The sequence below is a fragment of the Enterococcus pseudoavium NBRC 100491 genome (assembly GCF_001544295.1).
GTDB lineage: Bacteria > Bacillota > Bacilli > Lactobacillales > Enterococcaceae > Enterococcus_A > Enterococcus_A pseudoavium.
In genome coordinates this window covers 83,310-101,237 of sequence record NZ_BCQF01000005.1, presented here as the reverse complement: position 1 = coordinate 101,237, position 17,928 = coordinate 83,310, and the positions used below count along the sequence as shown (strand labels likewise).

Annotated in this window: 18 protein-coding genes; 13 read left to right on the top strand and 5 right to left on the bottom strand. The window is 39.5% G+C overall.

Annotation, left to right across the window (positions count from 1 at the left end; genetic code table 11):
- Nucleotides 1–81: 81 nt before the first annotated feature.
- From EP1_RS04095 to EP1_RS04085, 3 genes are read left to right on the top strand one after another with little or no spacing between them, the layout of a single operon-like run.
- Nucleotides 82–747 (top strand): potassium channel family protein, encoded by a 666-nt coding sequence (locus tag EP1_RS04095; RefSeq protein ID WP_067623867.1) that lies wholly within the window; start codon nt 82–84, stop codon nt 745–747.
- A gap of 10 nt (nt 748–757) precedes the next feature.
- The gene (locus EP1_RS04090; RefSeq protein WP_067623862.1) at nt 758–1,051 is read left to right on the top strand and encodes a HesB/YadR/YfhF family protein; all 294 of its coding nucleotides are present in this window, start codon (nt 758–760) and stop codon (nt 1,049–1,051) included.
- A gap of 11 nt (nt 1,052–1,062) precedes the next feature.
- Nucleotides 1,063–1,995, top strand: a complete 933-nt coding sequence (locus tag EP1_RS04085; RefSeq protein WP_067623859.1) for a glycosyltransferase family 2 protein — start codon at nt 1,063–1,065, stop codon at nt 1,993–1,995.
- Nucleotides 1,996–2,007: 12 nt separating this feature from the next.
- On the opposite strand, the gene EP1_RS04080 is transcribed toward EP1_RS04085, so the two are convergent.
- Nucleotides 2,008–2,955 (bottom strand): phosphoglycerate dehydrogenase, encoded by a 948-nt coding sequence (locus tag EP1_RS04080; RefSeq protein ID WP_067623856.1) that lies wholly within the window; start codon nt 2,953–2,955, stop codon nt 2,008–2,010.
- Nucleotides 2,956–3,043: 88 nt separating this feature from the next.
- The gene (locus EP1_RS04075) at nt 3,044–3,859 is read right to left on the bottom strand and encodes a DUF1189 domain-containing protein (RefSeq protein WP_067623853.1); all 816 of its coding nucleotides are present in this window, start codon (nt 3,857–3,859) and stop codon (nt 3,044–3,046) included.
- 162 nt (nt 3,860–4,021) lie between these two features.
- Between EP1_RS04075 and EP1_RS04070 the strand changes: the two genes are divergently transcribed.
- The 3 genes from EP1_RS04070 to EP1_RS04060 all read left to right on the top strand — a co-directional run bounded on the left by EP1_RS04070 (nt 4,022) and on the right by EP1_RS04060 (nt 6,614).
- On the top strand, nt 4,022–4,489 hold the full coding sequence (locus EP1_RS04070; RefSeq protein ID WP_067623851.1) for a GtrA family protein: 468 nt from the start codon (nt 4,022–4,024) through the stop codon (nt 4,487–4,489).
- 72 nt (nt 4,490–4,561) lie between these two features.
- Nucleotides 4,562–5,170 (top strand): superoxide dismutase, encoded by a 609-nt coding sequence (locus tag EP1_RS04065; RefSeq protein ID WP_067623847.1) that lies wholly within the window; start codon nt 4,562–4,564, stop codon nt 5,168–5,170.
- Between the two features lie 229 nt (nt 5,171–5,399).
- Complete coding sequence (locus EP1_RS04060; protein ID WP_067623844.1) at nt 5,400–6,614, top strand: LCP family glycopolymer transferase; 1,215 nt, start codon at nt 5,400–5,402, stop codon at nt 6,612–6,614.
- A gap of 42 nt (nt 6,615–6,656) precedes the next feature.
- Here the strand turns inward: EP1_RS04060 and rlmD are convergent, their stop codons facing one another.
- Nucleotides 6,657–8,030 (bottom strand): 23S rRNA (uracil(1939)-C(5))-methyltransferase RlmD, encoded by a 1,374-nt coding sequence (gene rlmD / locus EP1_RS04055; protein WP_067623841.1) that lies wholly within the window; start codon nt 8,028–8,030, stop codon nt 6,657–6,659.
- Nucleotides 8,031–8,226: 196 nt separating this feature from the next.
- Here rlmD and recX point away from each other — a divergent pair, with 196 nt between their 5' ends.
- From recX to ntdP, 3 genes are all read left to right on the top strand, one after another.
- Entirely contained in the window at nt 8,227–9,024 is a 798-nt protein-coding gene (recX, locus tag EP1_RS04050; protein ID WP_067623839.1) for a recombination regulator RecX, read from the top strand.
- A complete protein-coding gene (gene mutY / locus EP1_RS04045; protein WP_067623836.1) occupies nt 9,017–10,168 on the top strand; it encodes an A/G-specific adenine glycosylase in 1,152 nt (383 codons plus the stop codon). The genes recX and mutY overlap by 8 nt, the downstream gene beginning before the upstream one ends.
- Nucleotides 10,169–10,265: 97 nt before the next feature.
- Nucleotides 10,266–10,799, top strand: coding sequence for a nucleoside tri-diphosphate phosphatase (gene ntdP / locus EP1_RS04040; RefSeq protein WP_067623833.1), 534 nt, complete (start codon nt 10,266–10,268; stop codon nt 10,797–10,799).
- Between the two features lie 115 nt (nt 10,800–10,914).
- Here ntdP and EP1_RS04035 read toward each other — a convergent pair whose 3' ends face one another.
- Nucleotides 10,915–11,370: a GNAT family N-acetyltransferase gene (locus tag EP1_RS04035; protein ID WP_067623830.1), complete on the bottom strand. Its 456-nt coding sequence runs from the start codon at nt 11,368–11,370 to the stop codon at nt 10,915–10,917.
- Nucleotides 11,371–11,447: 77 nt separating this feature from the next.
- Between EP1_RS04035 and EP1_RS04030 the strand changes: the two genes are divergently transcribed.
- From EP1_RS04030 to EP1_RS04015, 4 genes are all read left to right on the top strand, one after another.
- The gene (locus EP1_RS04030; protein ID WP_067623826.1) at nt 11,448–12,572 is read left to right on the top strand and encodes an AI-2E family transporter; all 1,125 of its coding nucleotides are present in this window, start codon (nt 11,448–11,450) and stop codon (nt 12,570–12,572) included.
- Between the two features lie 108 nt (nt 12,573–12,680).
- A complete protein-coding gene (locus EP1_RS04025) occupies nt 12,681–14,057 on the top strand; it encodes a hemolysin family protein (protein ID WP_067623823.1) in 1,377 nt (458 codons plus the stop codon).
- A 171-nt stretch (nt 14,058–14,228) separates the two neighbouring features.
- The gene (locus tag EP1_RS04020; protein ID WP_067623816.1) at nt 14,229–15,806 is read left to right on the top strand and encodes a peptide chain release factor 3; all 1,578 of its coding nucleotides are present in this window, start codon (nt 14,229–14,231) and stop codon (nt 15,804–15,806) included.
- Nucleotides 15,807–15,829: 23 nt separating this feature from the next.
- Complete coding sequence (locus EP1_RS04015; RefSeq protein ID WP_067623813.1) at nt 15,830–17,605, top strand: hypothetical protein; 1,776 nt, start codon at nt 15,830–15,832, stop codon at nt 17,603–17,605.
- Between the two features lie 14 nt (nt 17,606–17,619).
- Here EP1_RS04015 and EP1_RS04010 read toward each other — a convergent pair whose 3' ends face one another.
- The gene (locus tag EP1_RS04010) at nt 17,620–17,919 is read right to left on the bottom strand and encodes a DUF1827 family protein (RefSeq protein ID WP_067623811.1); all 300 of its coding nucleotides are present in this window, start codon (nt 17,917–17,919) and stop codon (nt 17,620–17,622) included.
- Nucleotides 17,920–17,928 lie beyond the last annotated feature (9 nt).

Sequence of the window (17,928 nt, the reverse complement as noted above, 5' to 3'; positions counted from 1 at the left end):
TAAAATCAGAATTTCTAAATAAATTTAAGTGCATGCTTTTTTGTTGAAGTAATAAAAATGGTATGTAGATAAGGAGTTAAGATGAAACAAAGTTTTGTTATTATTGGTTTAGGAAGATTTGGCGGCAGTATTTGTCGAACATTAGTCGAATCAGGGCAAGAAGTTTTGGCAATCGATAGTAATGAAGACCGCGTCAATGAATATATGAATATCGCCACCCATGCCGTAGTGGCGAATGCCCAAGATGAAATGACCTTGCGCTCGTTGGGCATCCGAAATTTTGATCATGTGATCGTAGCAATCGGGGAAGATATCCAAGCGAGTATCTTGGTGACCTTGATGGTGAAAGAGATGGGTGTGCCCAATATTTTGGCTAAAGCCCAAAATGAATATCATGCTCGTGTCTTAGAAAAAATCGGTGCTGATCGCGTGGTTCACCCTGAACGGGATATGGGGCAACGGCTTGCTCATAATCTAGTTTCAAAAAATATTTTGGACTATTTAGAACTGTCAGACGAATTTTCATTAGCAGAAATCAATGTCACGAATCGAAAATTCTATGGTAAAACATTGGATGAGCTAGATTTTCGGCAGCGCTTTGGTTTGAATGTGGTGGCGATTCGTCGAGGAAACCAAGATCCGATTGTGACTCCTTCAGCTGAAGAACTCGTGCAGAAAAACGATCATTTAGTGGTGATCGGCCGCGATGAAGATGTGGATTATTTAGATGAGAAAATGAATGGATAGGTGAATTGAAATGAAATTAACGATAACACCACAAGCACAAGCTTGGTTTAAACGTGAAATAGAACCTGCGGATGGTCAGGGAATTAAATTTTATGGGAAAGTCTATGGAAAGACCCAAGTCCACGATGGTTTTTCAGTCGGGATCTCTGTTGATACACCAGAAAGTCCGCTAGTGAAAACGACTATTGATAATCAGCTTTTTTATATTGAAGAAGCTGATGAATGGTTCTTTAAAGGTTACGACTTGGCAGTCGATTATGATGCAAAACTTGATGAGCCCAAGTATGATTTTGCTCAGATTTAGGAGTGATTTGAATGTTATCAGTGATTGTTCCTTGCTATAACGAAGAGGAAGCGATTCCTCTTTTTTTTACGGAGATGGAAAAAGTAAAAGAAAAACTCAACTATGGTTTTGAATATATCTTTATCAATGATGGCTCAAGTGATCGTACACTTAAAGTATTGAGAGCATTGGCTCAGAAACATCCATTTGTGCGTTATATTTCTTTTTCGCGAAATTTCGGTAAAGAGGCGGCATTGTATGCCGGCTTAAGGGCGGCTAAAGGGGATTTAGTAACGGTGATGGATGTCGATCTACAAGATCCGCCAGAGTTATTGCCGCAAATGATTGAGATGATTGAGACAAAGGGGATTGATTGTGTCGGAACTCGACGGGCCAATCGAAAAGGTGAGCCGCCGATTCGCAGTTTTTTTGCTAAGAAATTTTATCAGTTGATTAATCGAATCAGTGACACGGAAATGGTTGATGGTGCACGTGATTATCGATTAATGACTCGACAGATGGTCGATGCGATTCTTGAGTTGACAGAGCATAATCGTTTTTCTAAAGGATTATTTAGTTGGGTCGGTTTTGATACGGAATATATTACTTTTGAAAATCGTGAACGGGTGGCAGGAAAAACGTCTTGGTCATTTTGGCAATTATTGAATTACTCAATCGATGGCATTGTTAATTTCTCTGATGCGCCACTAAATATTGCGTCATTTGTAGGGGCTTTTTCTTGTGTCGCTTCAGGGATTGCGATGATTTTTATCATTGTTCGTGCCTTGTTGTTTGGCGATCCCACTGCCGGATGGCCGTCTTTAGTAACGATCATTTTGTTTATTGGCGGTGTTCAATTGCTCTGTATTGGGATCATCGGAAAATATATCGGTAAGATTTTTATGGAGACGAAGAAACGCCCCGTCTATATCGTGAAGGAAACAGAAAAAAAGTTGGAGCAATAGGCTCCAGCTTTTTTAGTATCCTCTGTTCAATTCTACTTGGTTGATGGCTAATTCATTATTCGTAAGATAGCTCTTTAAATTAGTTAAAAAGATTTTCATAAACTTATTTTGAAAATCTACAGTCAATCCTGAAATATGAGGGGTGATCACAACATTTTCCATCTCCCACAGCGGACTTTCGTTTCCTAAAGGTTCTTCTTCAAAGACATCCAATGCAGCAAAGGCTAACTGTTTTTTTTCAAGGGCAGAAATCAGTTCTTTCGTGTGCAGGGTATCACCGCGACCAACATTAATAAAAACGGCCGAATCTTTCATCTTTTCAAAAATATCACTGTTAAAAATATGGTAGGTATCTGGTGTGCCTGGCAAGATACCTACGATGACATCCATTTCAGGAACGATTTTGGCCAAATTTTTAATTGAATAGGTTTCAATAAAGCCAGTGACGGGATGTCCTGTCGTGTTAATCCCATAAACATTCACTCCGAGACCTTGAATCGATTTTGAAAGTTGCTGACCAATCTGACCAGTTCCTACCACCAACAAGTTTTTTCCAGCTAATTGATCGTAGTGGATCAGGTGTTTATTCCATTTTTTTTGGGTCTGGTTTTTAAGGGATTCGTTTAAGCCGCGATAATATCCTAGCAGTACGCCAATAATATGCTCACTGATTGAAAGAGCGTGGAGACCGCTGCTGTTGGATAATAAAATTTTGCGCTCAGAAAAAGCACCCAATGGTAAATAATCCACTCCAGCAGTACTTGCTTGGACCCATTTTAATTGGTTAGATTGTAAAAGGGCGGTGCCATACTCTTTTGACCAATCAACAGAAATTTCGACAAAGGGTACTTCTTCAGGCGTTAGGGTCGTTCTGATTTGATAAGCAGGAGCCATCGTTTGAATTTTAGCGATAAATTCTGCGCGAAAAGGCCGTTGCAAGAAAATAATGGGCTTTGTCATAAGATCTCCTCGTTTCAAATTAAAATAGAAACACAAATCTATTTTAACAAAGCTCGTCAAAAAAAACTGCTTACAGAATCGTAAGCAGTTAACGGTTTGGTAAATCAATTTTAGGTAAAAAATTGATTATTCGGAAAAAGATAAAGAGACTAATAAAAGTAATCAAAACACTTGAGTCAAAATTGGGTAGGAACAATAAGATAATCGTTGATAATAGTGTGGGAATTGTCGCACAAAAAATGATCGTCTTAAATGACTCAAAGAATGTGATGCGCCGCAATCTGAATTTCGCGACGATCATACCAGCTAGTCCCGCAAAGATTAAGGTGACAAATAAGTTGATGAAGGACGGATACAAGCCAGCCAGCAACATCACTAGCGGGGTCCAAATCGGCATTTTCAAATCTGCTAGACCAGCTCTCAATTTATCGCCAGTCATGTTTTTCAGTGGTTCTTGTTTGTAAGAAAATTTTAGCGTGTTGTCGCCAAACAGTGTCGAGCTGACTCCGCCATAGTCAGGTAAGACTAGGATTGCTTGATTTTTTAAAAGTCCGACACTAAAGTAATTTCCGACCAAATCTTTTTCAACGTCTTGTTGTGTCCGTTTGCCTTCTGGATCGAAGGTTAAGATAATTGAATTTGTTTGATAAATAAAGCCCTTTTCCGGTTGAGCTGTTTTAATTTCACCATCTTCAATTTTAAAATCAGGAATTTTTTCGACGATTTTGAGGCTATCCGTTTTAAGTTGGTCCATTACTTGCAATGCCTGATAAACACTTGGAATTGCTAAAAATAGGCTCAAGCCTAATAAATAGACAATCGATTTCCAAAAGGGGGTGTTTCTAGCATTTTTCAGATCTCCAAAGCGAAAAAGAGATCCTTTGATTAACTGACGAAAAGTCATGTGATCGCTCCAATCTTTTTATACAAGTGCCATTGTAGCGAAGTAATCTTGAAATAACAAGGCGATCCGTAAAAATGTAAAAAGATTTCAAGAAATAATTGACTATTTTTCTTTGCTTGTCTATCTTAAATTAGAAAGAAAAGAATCGGAAAGTGAGCGAATATGAAAATCTATCATACATTTAAAAACTATCTAATAGAAAAAAGACTGTGGGAAGTCTTTATTTATCTATTTTTCGGAGGGCTAACCACTATCGTAAATATTGTGACATTTACGATATCCTATCAAGTCCTACAATTGAGTTGGCCCATCTCAAATACGATTTCTTGGGTATTTTCGGTGCTTTTTGCTTTTGTAACAAATAAGCTGTGGGTGTTCCATTCAAAAACGGCAAACTTTGGTGCCTTAGTCTGGGAATTTAGTAAATTTATCTTTGCGCGTGTTGTCTCGTTTGGCATGGATATGGCAACGATGTTCATCTTTATTGATTTACTTCATACAGGAAATTTAGTTGCTAAACTTATTACGCAAGTCGTTGTCGTAATCGCAAACTATGTTTTTAGCAAGGTCTTTATCTTCAAAAAAGTCACAATTATTGAAGAAGAGAAACCGGATTCTTCGTTGCACTAGGCATATCTTTTGTAGAACGTTGCGTTGTTTGATACAGTTGCATTGTAAGATATTTTAAGGAGGAATTGAACAATGGCTTATACTTTACCAGATCTACCTTATGATTACGATGCGTTGGAGCCTTACATTGATGTTGAAACGATGCACTTGCATCATGATAAACACCACAATACTTATGTTACTAATTTGAATGTAGCAATTGAAAAATATCCTGAACTAGCGGAGCAATCTGTTGAGGATTTAGTTGCAAACTTAAATGAGTTGCCTGAAGATATTCAGACGGCTGTTCGTAACAATGGCGGTGGTCATGCGAACCATAGCTTTTTCTGGAAGATCATGGCACCAAACGCGGGTGGTGCGCCAACTGGTGCGATCAAAGACGCCATTGACGAAGCTTTCGGCGGCTTTGAAAAAATGAAAGAAGAATTCAAACTTGCTGCGACAGGACGTTTTGGTTCTGGTTGGGCTTGGTTAGTTTGGAACAATGGCAAGTTGGAAATTACGTCAACTGCTAATCAAGACAATCCATTGACTGACGGGAAAACACCAATCATTGGCTTAGATGTTTGGGAACATGCTTATTATCTGAAATATAAAAATGTTCGTCCGGACTACATTGCTGCTTTCTGGGATGTTGTCAACTGGGAGCAAGCAAACAAAAATTTAGCAGCTGCAAAATAGAGTAAATTTTCACGGAGAAACTGTTTTTAGTTTCTCCTTTTTTTGTGTTTTTTTTTACATGAATCTAAAAATCTTCATAATGTTATGGTATAACTCAATATTAGAGTCAGCCGTAACATCGTTTTTTGTTAAGTTTATATTATATAAAATAATTTGTTTTTGGCGATAGTTGAACCGAAAGCTGATCTATGAGAAAATAAAACGAAAAAATCGTTGATAGAGGTGTGCTATGAGTCGTTGGAAAAAATTCGTTATTGGATTGTTAATCGTAATCAATTTATTTGTAGGTGGAATCACATACTATGCAGTTCAAGTGACAAATGATGCGAGTAAGATGGTCGACAATATCCGTCAAACCGTTAAACGAACCAGTTTAAAAAGAGCAGACGGGAATCAACCGAATATTGACAACGCAGAGCCATTCTCTATTTTGCTAGCTGGGGTGGACACTGGGGACTTAGGGCGTTCGGATCAAGGGCGTTCGGATAGTATGATGGTGGTCACGATCAATCCAAAACAAAAAAAATCAACGATCGTCAGTCTTGACCGTGACATTTTGGCCAAAATCGTGGGTTACGGGACAAATGATAAATTGAATCATGCCTATGCCTTTGGGGGTGTAGAGATGTCGATGGATACGATTGAAACTCTATTGGATATTCCCTTGGATCATTATGTTTCCATTAACATGCGAGGCTTGAAAGATTTGATCGATGCCGTTGGTGGGATTGAAGTTGATAATAAGATCGACTTCACATTAGACGGTGTCCATGTAAAAAAAGGCAAACAAACTTTGAATGGTGAAAAGGGCTTAGCCTATGCTCGAATGCGCTATGAAGATCCTAAAGGTGACGTTGGCCGGCAAAAACGTCAACGAGAAGTCGTAACGAAGATTTTACGTAAAGCGATGTCCATTAATGGCGTTGGAAATTATAAGAAGATTTTGAAGGCGGTCGAAAAAAATATGACGACCGATTTGAGCTGGGAGGATATGATGGATATCGGAACCAATTATTTACCAGCCTTTGACACGATCAAGCAAAAACAATTAGTTGGCAAAAGCCAAATGATTGATGAAATTTATTATCAGATTTTAGGAACGCGAGAATTATTGGATATCCAAAATACATTGAAAAAACAATTGAGTATTCCAACAGCAAAAACATTGCCTAACTTGAAGGAAGAAGATGCGGATATTCTGTTTTATGATGATTTTGACGGTAAAGCTAGTGAAGATACTAGCCAATTTGCTCCTGGCTATGATAATCCGAATAATTACGACGATAGCGGACTTTACGGTGATTCTTCTAGCGTAGACAATGGTTATGGGCAATCTGATGAAACAGATCAATACCAAGATTCGACTCAAGGATATGGTGGTGCGACCGATCCGAATGCTGTCGAACAGGAAGATGTTTATGGTCAACCGGCTTTAGGGTATTAAAAATCAGGGTACTATCTCATTTGGCGAGATAGCACCCTGATTTTATTTTTTGCTGAGTTTTACTACAACTTCACAACGTGCAGTCTGCGGGAACATATCGACGGATTGTAGATAGTCGATCCGATAGATTTTTGCAAGGCTGACTAAGTCCCGTGCCAAAGTTGAAACATTACAAGAGATGTAAACCATCTGCGGACTCGGTGTCGTTTGAATGGCTTGTAATAATTTAGTGTCTAAACCGGTTCGTGGTGGATCAACAATGATGGCGTCTGGAGAAAAACCAGCTTTTAACCATTTTGGTAAGAGCTCCTCGGCAGTACCAACTTCGTAATGAGTATTGCTTAAATTAAGGGCGGCAGCATTCTTCTTAGCATCATCGATTGCTTGAGGAATAATATCCATCCCTCGGACTTCTTTGGCTTGTTTGGCCAAGGAAAGACCAATCGTTCCGACTCCGCAGTAAGCATCCACGACGGTTTTAGGCGTCGATAGATCTAATGCTTTTAGTGCTTCCTGATAAAGGACTTTGGTTTGTTGCGGATTTAGTTGGAAGAACGCTCGTGGTGAAAGTTCAAATGAGACCTCATTGATTTTTTCGTTAATAACTTCCTGCCCCCATAGATGAATCGTTTCGTCCCCCATAATTACAGAAGTTTTCTTGTCTTGAATATTTTGCATGATGGAGACGACTTCAGGTAAGCGTTGATTGATTTCCCGGATCAGAGCATTTGCTTGTGGGAGCTTCTTGGTTTTCGTAATTAAAACCAATTGGACTTCTCCCGTTTCAATACCAATCCGGACCATCAACGTGCGCAAAATACCTGAATTGGTTCGTTCGTCATAAATCGGCAGGTCGTATTTGGTTAATAATTTTGTGACAACGTTGATAACTTTTTGGGTTGTCGGTTCTTGCACCAAGCAATCTTTTAAAGGGACTAATTGATGAGAGTCTGCTTGATACAGTCCCGCTTCGACTTGCTTCGTTTTTTTATTTTTACGTAGTTGGAATTGAGCCTTGTTACGATAATGCCAAGGCTCATCCATGCCTAGCGTATCTCGTAAATCAAATGTTTGGTAGCCCTCTGGCTTGTATTTTTCTAATGCCTGCCGGAGCAAATCTTTTTTGAAGTCTAATTGTTTGTTGTATACGAGATGCTGCAATTGGCAACCGCCGCATTCTTCATAAACGGGACAGGGCGGCGTGATCCGATCAGGACTTTTTTTCGTAATTTTTACTAAGCTGGCTTCAGCAAAGCGGGGAGTTGCCTTAGTGATGCGGGCAACAACCGTTTCGTTAGGCAAAGCTCCTGTCACGAAAATAATTAGTCTTTTGTAATAGGCAATGCCTTCACCGTTGATCCCAAGTCTTTTTATTTTTAAGGTAAGTGTTTGATTGGTTTTAAGTTGAACAGCCATAGTTAGCCTCTTTCTTAAATTATATTTTCAGCTTTTTCAGCGCAATTCATTTTAGCATATTTTTAGTGAATGATTGCTCATCTATGATAGAATTAATTTTTATGAACGGAGTTTTGTTTAGCTACAGATTATAACTAACTGAATAGGAATAAAAAAGCCTATTTTTAACGGAAGTCAGGAGCAAGGAGGAAGCAAGATGTTGACGGTCATAAAGATTAGTCAAGGTCGCGGACCTTACTATAAAGTAGAATTTTCAAATGGTGAGACGTTGCGCTTATCGGAAGATACGGTGGTACGACATCGCCTGCTTAAAGGACAAGAATTAGATGAAAAAAACTTGGCTGCGATTATGCAAGAAGGCAAAGAAGATCTGGGCTTTCAACTGGCCTTGAATTATTTAAGCTACCAATTGCGAACCGAAAAAGAGATTCGAACCTATTTGAGAGATCACGAGATCGCAAGCGAGGACCAGCAAAAGATTGTTAAGCGTTTAATAGAGTTAGAGTTAGTGGATGATCTGGTTTACGGGGAAAGCTATATTCGCACGCAAATGCGTTTAGGTGACAAAGGCCCACGAGTCTTACGCCAAAAGTTGAAACAAAAAGGCTTAAAGGAAAATGATATTGAGCAAGCCCTCGATCTTTATGTAGGCGAAGAACAAGCGCGAGTTGCTTTGCAAACGGCTAAAAAAGCCTTAAGAAAGTTTCACCACACCAGTCAACGGGAAGCGCAACAAAAATTACAGCAACTGTTGATGACAAAAGGATTCGGTGGCGATATCAGTAAAACGATTTTAGCAGAAATTGATTTTTCAGAAATTGAGGAACAAGAAAACGAGGCGTTGGAATTGCAAGGTGAGAAATTATGGCGTAAAAATCAGCGGTTTGAACCAGCCAAACGACGCCAAAAAGTCAAACAGAGTTTATATCAAAAAGGCTTTCAGTTAGATCAGATTGATAGCTTTATTCGTGGAAAAGAGGCAGCCGATGAGTAAAAGCTGGGAAGATTGGTCAGCCTCAGAGGTGAGTCAGTTCCAAGAAGATTTTCTTGCGTGGTATCAGCAAGAAAAAAGAAATCTACCTTGGCGCTACAATCAGGATCCTTATCGGATTTGGATTTCGGAAATTATGCTGCAACAAACCCGAGTAGACACTGTGATTGATTATTTTTATCGGTTTATGGAGGAATTCCCGACAATCGAAGCCTTGGCTGAAGCGCCGGAAGACAAATTGCTGAAGGTTTGGGAAGGGCTGGGCTATTATTCACGAGCACGCAATCTGCAAGCGGCGGCCAAACAAATTATGGAAGAATTTAACGGTCAATTTCCAACGACGGTAGAGGCGATTCGTTCATTGAAGGGAATCGGTCCTTATACAGCGGGAGCCATCAGCAGTATTGCTTTTGAGATTGCCGAGCCGGCGATCGATGGCAACGTTATGCGGGTCGTCAGCCGCTTATTTTGTATCGAAGAAGATATCGCCAAGGCTAGCAGTCGGAAGGTTTTTGATGAAGCGATGCGGGCCATCATCAGTCAAGATCAGCCGGGAGATTTCAATCAAGCAATGATGGATCTAGGCTCAAGTATCTGTACGCCCACTAGTCCCCAATGTGAGAGTTGTCCGATTCAACCATACTGCCAAGCTTATCGTGAAAAACGCCAAACGGAGTTCCCCGTGAAATCAAAAAAACAAAAGCCTAAAGATGTTTACTATGTGGCTGGCATTATCGAAAATAAACAGCAAGAGATTCTTTTACAACAACGGCCAGAAACGGGGTTGTTAGCGAGCATGTGGCTATTTCCTTTAGAAGAGATTTCAGCAACACGTTTCAATGAACTGCGAGAACAATATGATCCAAAGGCTTGGGATTTATTTTCGAGTTCGCAAGTCGCTGAAGATAGTCCAGCTTTTTTCCCAGAACAAGCCGTGATTTGGCAGAAAAAAGTCCTTGGTGAGGTTAAACATGTCTATAGCCATCTACGTTGGCATATTCTGGTTTTTTATGGTCGCCAGGCAGCTCCCTTAACGCTTGAAGGACATTGGGTGAAACCATCTGACTTCTCTAACTATGTTTTTCCAAAACCACAGCAAAAAATGTTGGAAGTTTTTGAAAATAATTTAGCTGACGACAAAGATTAGTAGGCAATTGTACATTTTATTGCTATAATAATTCTGATGTCGGTGTGATAACACCCAAACAAACGCGAAAAGCTTTTTCGCTGAGGGAAGGGTAGCTATGGGAGTTCCAAAAGAAGGAGAGTTTGTGACAATCAAAAGTTACAAACACGACGGCAGTTTGCATCGAACGTGGCGTGATACCATGGTATTAAAAACAAGTGAGTGTTCACTGATCGGCCTAAATGACCACACGTTGGTTACTGAATCAGATGGCAGAAGATGGGTCACTCGCGAACCAGCAATCGTGTATTTTCATCAAAAATACTGGTTCAACATAATAGCAATGATTCGAGAGAAAGGAGTTTCTTATTATTGTAATCTAGCATCACCGTATGCATTAGATGACGAGGCACTAAAATATATTGATTATGATTTAGATGTCAAAGTTTTTCCTGATGGGGAAAAACGCCTATTGGACGTAGATGAATATGAAGCCCATAGTCAGCAGATGCATTACTCTAAAGAAATTGATTATATCCTCAAGGAAAACGTCAAGATCTTAGTAGACTGGATTAACAATGAAAAGGGACCTTTTTCCCAGGGCTATATTGATATTTGGTATGATCGTTATAAGCAATTGTCGCGAAAGTAAAAAAGAAAAGGCTGTCCAAAATAATTTTGGGCAGCCTTTTTTGCTAGTTTTTTTGTATGGTTAAGAGAACCGAACGAAGAGTAGTCACTTCGTTTTTTATAGCTGGAATTACGAATCAGCTTACCTCAGGCGAAGAGTCCAGTTCTTTTTTCATGTGGATGTGGTCAATTCCCGCATCTTGGAAAATTGCTCCGTAGGGAGAATAGCCTAATTTCTGATAGAATTTTTCAGCGGATAATTGTGCACCTAGCTCGATGGTTTTGAATCCTTGTTGTCTAGCAAAAGTTTCGGCTTCTTTGATGATCTTCACACCAAAATCTTTCCCACGATAGTCTTTTAAAACCGCCATCCGTTGCAATTTGAATGTATGATCGTCTAGCGGTAACAAGCGAACCGTAGCAACAGGGGTTTCAGTTTCAGTATAGAGAACGAAATGAACAGAGTAAGCTTCATTTTTATCAATTTCTAAATTGGCCGGTACACCTTGTTCTTGAACAAAAACTTTTTGGCGAATCCGCATAGCATCGAGATAGATCTCACTCATTGTATCTTTAGTGATTAAAATTTTCATAATGACACCTTCCTCAAAGGGATTTTTCCTCGTATGATGTATACTATAAACTAAATATTAAAAAAAGGAGTAGATAGATGTTTGAAAAGATAAAAAATTCAAAATTAATGTTCTGGTCATTTGAACTGTTGATTATCGCGACTTTAATTTTGGTCTCGTCAAAAATCGATTTTGTTTTTCAACCGATCGGTACATTTTTTACGACGTTGTTTGCACCGATCTTAATCGCCGGTTTTTTGTATTATTTATTAAATCCTTTGGTGAATCTTTTGATGAAATTAGGTGTGAAGCGTTTAGTTGCGATTGCGCTGATTTTTTTGCTATTGATTGGCATCATCGTGCTGGTCTTCATGAGCGTGATCCCGAATTTGGTGGAGCAATTGGTCTCATTGGCTAAAAATATTCCTGGTTTTGTCAACAATATGCAAACTTGGCTGCAAGAATTGGCTGATAATGCGACTCGCTTTCCATTATTTAAGGAGTTGGATGTTGATAAGTATATCAGCAATCTAGATGTGTCAGCTGGCAGTATTCTTCAGCGCTCATTAACGGGAGTGACAAATGGATTAGGCTCTATCATTGGAAAAATCACGACAGTTGTTTTGTTGTTGGTGACCGTTCCGTTTATTTTATTTTATATGTTGAAAGACGGCGAAAAATTGGTTCCAAATATTGAACGGCTTTTCCCGGAAAAGCAACGAGAAAATATTAAAGGTCTTTTACAGCAACTGAATAAAACTTTGTCCGATTATATTAGCGGTCAAGCAATCGAATGTTTATTTGTAGGGACCTTTACCTTCCTGGGGTATTTGTTGATTGGAGTTGATTATGCGTTTCTCTTTGGTGTAATCTCTGGACTAACGAACTTGATTCCTTACTTAGGGCCTTATCTTGGTTTGGCACCGGCATTGGTTTACACTTTCTTTGATTCACCAACGCGTGCTTTACTTTGTATTTTGATCGTATTAGTTGTACAGCAGGTCGATGGAAATGTGATCTATCCAAATGTGATTGGCAAATCATTAAATATCCATCCTTTGACGATTATCCTAATTTTATTGGTTGCCGGAAATCTTGCTGGTATCTTAGGCGTTTTTCTAGGAGTTCCCGTATATGCGATTTTACGAACGGTAATTGTTTTCATCATAAAAATCGCGAAACAATCAAAGCAAGAAGAGCGGAAAAAGGAATTTCTTAATTAGCCTCTTTAAGTTGGGAAAAGATTGCATAAAAACAACTGATGTGATACGATTTTATCGTGGCCGTTGTGCCACTTTTTTTACACTTTAAATTAAGGAGCGAATGCAATTATGAATGCTGACCCCGATAGTCAGTCGTTAATCTTACAACTAGGTCTGTTAGTAATTTTGACGTTAATCAACGGCTTTTTAGCTGCGGCTGAAATTGCGGTAGTATCGGTCAATAAAAACCGAATCGAACAAAAAGCTGAAGAGGGTAATCTTAAATCGAAAAAGTTGTTGGAGGTTATTCAAAATCCGAATAATTTCTTGTCGACGATTCAAGTTGGGATTACATTAGTCAATATCTTATCAGGGGCTTCTTTGGCAGATAGCTTGTCTGCTCGTCTAGCACCTTTATTAGGTGGCAGTACAATTGCACGAACAGCAGCAGCTGCGATTGTCATGATATTACTGACCTATGTTTCGATTGTATTTGGAGAATTATACCCTAAACGAATTGCTATGACTAAGACCGAAGAAGTGGCCCAGTTTACTTCAGGTGTTGTCCGTAAATTAGGAATAATCACTAAACCTTTCGTTTGGTTGTTGACAGCTTCAACCAACTTATTAGCGAAGATCACCCCGATGACCTTTGATGATGAAGACACAAAGATGACTCGTGACGAAATGCGTTACATGTTAGAAAATGAAGGCGTCTTAGACAACGATGAAATCGAGATGTTGCAAGGTGTTTTCTCATTGGATACCAAAGTCGCACGGGAAGTAATGGTTCCGCGGACGGATTCCTTTATGATTGATATCAATGACCCAGTGTTGGAAAATATTGATGAGATTTTGAATGAAAGCTATTCAAGAATCCCAGTCTATGACGAAGATAAGGATAAAGTCGTGGGGGTTTTGCACACCAAAGCCCTACTAAAAGCAGCACGCCAATTCGGCTTTGAGAATGTTAACTTACAAAAAATCCTGCAAGAGCCTTTATTCGTACCGGAAACGATCTTTATTGATGATTTGTTATACGAATTGAAAAAAACGCAGAATCAGATGTCAATCTTATTAGATGAGTATGGTGGAATGGTCGGGTTAGTGACCTTAGAAGACTTGTTGGAAGAAATTGTCGGTGAAATCGACGATGAATCTGATGAAGTCGAAAAACTGTATGAAAAAGTCGGCGACAATGAATACTTGATCAACGGAAAAATGCTGATTGAAGAATTTAACGAAGAGTTTGGCTTAAACTTGCATATGAGTGACGTTGATACAATGGCCGGTTATTTGATCACGGCCCTAGGAACTATTCCTGACGAAGGGGAGAAATTGTCCTTTGATGTCGATGATTTGACGTTGATTTCTGAAGAAATGGAAGGCTCACGAGTCTTAACGTTACGAGCAATCTTCCATCCGGATGACCATGAAGATGTTGAACCGGAAGAAGGACGGCGTTTATTTACAAAAGATTTTGAAGAGAATGAACCAAGACGTTAATAAGGAATAATCGAAAACATTCTGCTAGGCAGGATGTTTTCTTTACGTTCCTGCAGATTTGCTACTGGCGGGGGATTAGAAGAGTGATTCAGCTTTCCAACAGAGTAAAATCCATGCTATACTGATTGGGTTGAAATTTTAAGATATTAGACCAATGAATGGAGCAATATAATGAACAATCCTAATTTAAAACAACAAGTCGACAGTCGTCGGACCTTTGCGATTATTTCTCACCCGGATGCCGGGAAAACAACGATTACTGAACAGTTGCTATTATTCGGTGGAGCGATTCGCCAAGCGGGAACAGTAAAAGGGAAGAAGACGGGAAACTTTGCCAAGTCTGACTGGATGGATATTGAAAAGCAACGGGGAATTTCGGTGACCAGTTCCGTGATGCAGTTTGATTTTGATGGCAAACGCGTGAATATCTTGGACACGCCTGGACATGAGGATTTCTCAGAGGATACATATCGAACTTTGATGGCAGTCGACAGTGCAGTAATGGTAATTGACAGTGCCAAAGGGATCGAAGCCCAAACCAAAAAACTTTTCCAAGTAGTAAAACGTCGGGGAATTCCGATTTTCACCTTCATTAATAAGCTGGATCGTGATGGTCGCGAACCGTTGGAATTATTGGAAGAATTAGAAGAATTATTAGACATCGAATCTTATCCGATGAATTGGCCGATCGGGATGGGGAAAGGCTTGGAAGGTTTGTACGATATGGTCAATCAACGCATCGAGTTTTATCGACCTGAGCAATATGCCGGTGAACGCTTTGTTCAATTGACTGATGGAGAAATTGCCGGCAATCACCCCTTAAAAGAAAAATCGATCTATGAAGATGTTTTAGGTGAAGTGGAATTGGTCCGGGAAGCAGGCGATCAATTTGATCTTGAAAAAATCCAACGAGGAGATCAAACGCCGGTCTTCTTTGGTTCGGCATTGACCAATTTTGGGGTTGAGACCTTCTTAGAAACTTTTGTTGACTTAGCGCCAAAACCCCATGCTCATAAAACCGAGGAGGGAGAAGCCATCTCTCCTTATGAAGAAGAATTTTCTGGCTTTGTCTTTAAAATTCAAGCGAATATGAATCCTAACCACCGTGATCGGATCGCTTTTGTGCGAGTTTGCTCGGGAACTTTTGAACGTGGAATGGACGTCGTACTTGGCCGAACAGGCAAAAAAATGAAGCTAAGCAATGTAACTCAGTTTATGGCCGATGCGCGGGAAAACGTGGAAGAGGCCGTCGCCGGAGACATTATCGGGGTTTATGATACAGGAAATTATCAAATCGGGGACACGTTGTATGAAGGGAAATTAAAGGTCGCCTATGAAGAATTGCCTTCATTTACGCCGGAACTATTCATGAAAGTAACTGCTAAAAATGTGATGAAACAAAAATCATTCCATAAAGGAATCTATCAATTGGTGCAAGAAGGTGCCATCCAATTGTACAAGACTTACTTAACCGATGAATACATTATTGGTGCAGTGGGTCAGCTACAGTTTGAAGTTTTCCAACATCGGATGTTGAATGAATACAACGCGGAAGTTGTAATGACATCGATGGGCCATAAGATTGCTCGCTGGATTGATCCAGCTCAATTAGACGAACGCATGAGTTCAAGTCGAAATATTTTAGCCAAAGACCGTTTCGACCAACCTTTATTCTTATTTGAAAATCAATTTGCGATGCGTTGGTTTGCGGATAAGTACCCGGATGTTGAGTTGAAGAGTTTGATGTAGGATCTTTAAAAAGGAGACTCTTGATGCAAAAAATAAAAAGTGAGGCATTACGTACGTTAAAAAAGATCAAGCAGCCAGAAAATCTGATTTTCTTGGCTGCTTTGATGGGATTAACGATTGTTCGTTTACTCTTAAGCGCCAAAGCTCCTTATTTTGTTAACTTATTTGCTGGCTATGATGATCAATTGTTCATTCACTATGGACAGGAAATGTTGAAAGGAAACTGGTTGGGGGCGTACTCAACCAAAACATTATCCAAGGGTGTTTCTTATTCTCTATTTTTTGTCTGGGGCCACCAACTTCATTTGCCTTACGGAATTTTTTTAGGCATGTTCCAGATTGCAGCTAGTGCCATAGCAGCTTTAGCTTTGCGTCCGTTAGTGAAAAATCGCTGGCTTTTAGCTTTCATCTACAGTTTCTTTTTATATTCTCCAGTGACTTTAACGAGTGAATATAGCACGCGGATCTATCGCAACACCTTAGTGGTACCAGCGGTTTTAATGGTGATTAGTTGTTTGGTAGGCTTATATTTTAGTAGAAACGGCAAATTACGATCATTTCTACCTTGGAGTATTGGCTTAACTTTCTTTTTTCCCTTCTATTGGTATATCCGTGAAGATTCCCTCTGGCTTTTGCCGCTTTTAATCGTGGGCTCATTGATTATCATCGGTTCAGTCGTTTTTGAGAATGATCCAAGTTTTAAATTATTAAAAATTTGGACAGCTATCAAAAAAATCCGTTTTACTAAAATCCAAAGCATCAAAGTTATCTTGTGTTGTTTGCCTTTTGTCGCCTTATTTGTCACAACGAAAGTACTAGAGCAAGTCAATCAAGCACATTATGGGATTGCGGTCGTCAATGATCGGACCGGTGGAGCATTTGGTGCCGTGTCGAAACAGTTGATTCGGCTGGATGATGGGACAAATTTGAATCAGACGAACAGCCAAGTTTGGGTTTCAAGAAAAGCGTTGGAAAAAGCTGAGACAGTCTCACCAACACTGAAATCAATTGCTAAAAATATTGATTGGATCTACCAAGGAAGTCCTTGGAGTGGCGGGGAAGATATCGCTGGGGACATCATTTTTTGGGCTTTGCGTGATGCGGCGGCTCAAGCCGGCTACTATCAAGATGGTGCGAAAACAGAGCAGTTCTGGCAGCGAGTTCAGACGGAACTGTCTGCGGCCTATAAAAAAGAAAAACTGCGGGAAAAAAATGAGTTCTATTTAACTGGGACCGGAGATGGCAAGTTGACAAAAGATTTACCCTTAGTCGGTGAATTTATGAAAAGCGGTCTTAGCTATAATGTTTTCTATAATAATTACGGGCAAGGGAGCGATGCCACCTTAGCGCCTAAAGAAGACCTTCCTGCCGCAGAGAAACTATTGAAATATACATTTAAAAATTGGCAAGATGTCAATTCACCGCAGAAAGAACCTCAGAAAATCACCTGGATCGCAAAGATTTCAAATCAGATTATTTGGCTGTATCGCTTTCTTTTGCCAATCTGGTTGGTTCTCTGCGGCTTGGGATTATTGATTATTCTAAGTGGCAGTCTTTTTTCAAAGGGACAGTTAAAAGATTTTCGCGGAATCCTGCTGATTTTATTAGGCTTGATTTTATCCTATGTGGTTTTCTTAGTGGGAGTCTCATGGTTTTGTTCGTGGGCACCGGAGCGCAAAGATTTGTTCATGATGACTTATACAGGAGCGGGAGTCCCAGTGATTCAATGGATCGAAATTCTTTCCATTATTGGACTGATTCAATTACCGTTGATTGCAAAAAAAATAAACAAAAAATAGTTGAAGCATAGTCTTCAACTATTTTTTGTTATGGACATTTCTATCAGACCTGGAGATTCTAAATAAGAGATATTGGCGAAATCGTAGACATTTTCATCTAATTTGCGTTTAAAGTATTTATGTACAAACTCAATTTCTGAGGGCATGATGTTTCGTTTGCTATTTTTCAAAACAATCTCAGCGTGTTTATAGGCATCCGTATAAATTACGGTCGTATTGCCAATAGTATATACTTTGATCATATTTGCATCAGTATGCTCCAGCTGATTATAAACCATTTTAGAATGACTATTCGTTACATTGACTAGCTTCATTCCGAAACA

Coding starts and splice junctions, on each gene's coding strand:
- EP1_RS04085 (WP_067623859.1), top strand. CDS start 1,063: ATGTTATCAGTGATTGTTCCTTGCTATAACGAAGAGGAAGCGATTCCT.
- EP1_RS04025 (WP_067623823.1), top strand. CDS start 12,681: ATGAATGCTGACCCCGATAGTCAGTCGTTAATCTTACAACTAGGTCTG.
- ntdP (WP_067623833.1), top strand. CDS start 10,266: ATGGGAGTTCCAAAAGAAGGAGAGTTTGTGACAATCAAAAGTTACAAA.
- rlmD (WP_067623841.1), bottom strand. CDS start 8,030: ATGGCTGTTCAACTTAAAACCAATCAAACACTTACCTTAAAAATAAAA.
- EP1_RS04010 (WP_067623811.1), bottom strand. CDS start 17,919: ATGAAGCTAGTCAATGTAACGAATAGTCATTCTAAAATGGTTTATAAT.
- EP1_RS04095 (WP_067623867.1), top strand. CDS start 82: ATGAAACAAAGTTTTGTTATTATTGGTTTAGGAAGATTTGGCGGCAGT.
- EP1_RS04060 (WP_067623844.1), top strand. CDS start 5,400: ATGAGTCGTTGGAAAAAATTCGTTATTGGATTGTTAATCGTAATCAAT.
- EP1_RS04065 (WP_067623847.1), top strand. CDS start 4,562: ATGGCTTATACTTTACCAGATCTACCTTATGATTACGATGCGTTGGAG.
- EP1_RS04070 (WP_067623851.1), top strand. CDS start 4,022: ATGAAAATCTATCATACATTTAAAAACTATCTAATAGAAAAAAGACTG.
- EP1_RS04035 (WP_067623830.1), bottom strand. CDS start 11,370: ATGAAAATTTTAATCACTAAAGATACAATGAGTGAGATCTATCTCGAT.
- mutY (WP_067623836.1), top strand. CDS start 9,017: ATGAGTAAAAGCTGGGAAGATTGGTCAGCCTCAGAGGTGAGTCAGTTC.
- EP1_RS04020 (WP_067623816.1), top strand. CDS start 14,229: ATGAACAATCCTAATTTAAAACAACAAGTCGACAGTCGTCGGACCTTT.
- EP1_RS04080 (WP_067623856.1), bottom strand. CDS start 2,955: ATGACAAAGCCCATTATTTTCTTGCAACGGCCTTTTCGCGCAGAATTT.
- recX (WP_067623839.1), top strand. CDS start 8,227: ATGTTGACGGTCATAAAGATTAGTCAAGGTCGCGGACCTTACTATAAA.
- EP1_RS04075 (WP_067623853.1), bottom strand. CDS start 3,859: ATGACTTTTCGTCAGTTAATCAAAGGATCTCTTTTTCGCTTTGGAGAT.
- EP1_RS04015 (WP_067623813.1), top strand. CDS start 15,830: ATGCAAAAAATAAAAAGTGAGGCATTACGTACGTTAAAAAAGATCAAG.
- EP1_RS04090 (WP_067623862.1), top strand. CDS start 758: ATGAAATTAACGATAACACCACAAGCACAAGCTTGGTTTAAACGTGAA.
- EP1_RS04030 (WP_067623826.1), top strand. CDS start 11,448: ATGTTTGAAAAGATAAAAAATTCAAAATTAATGTTCTGGTCATTTGAA.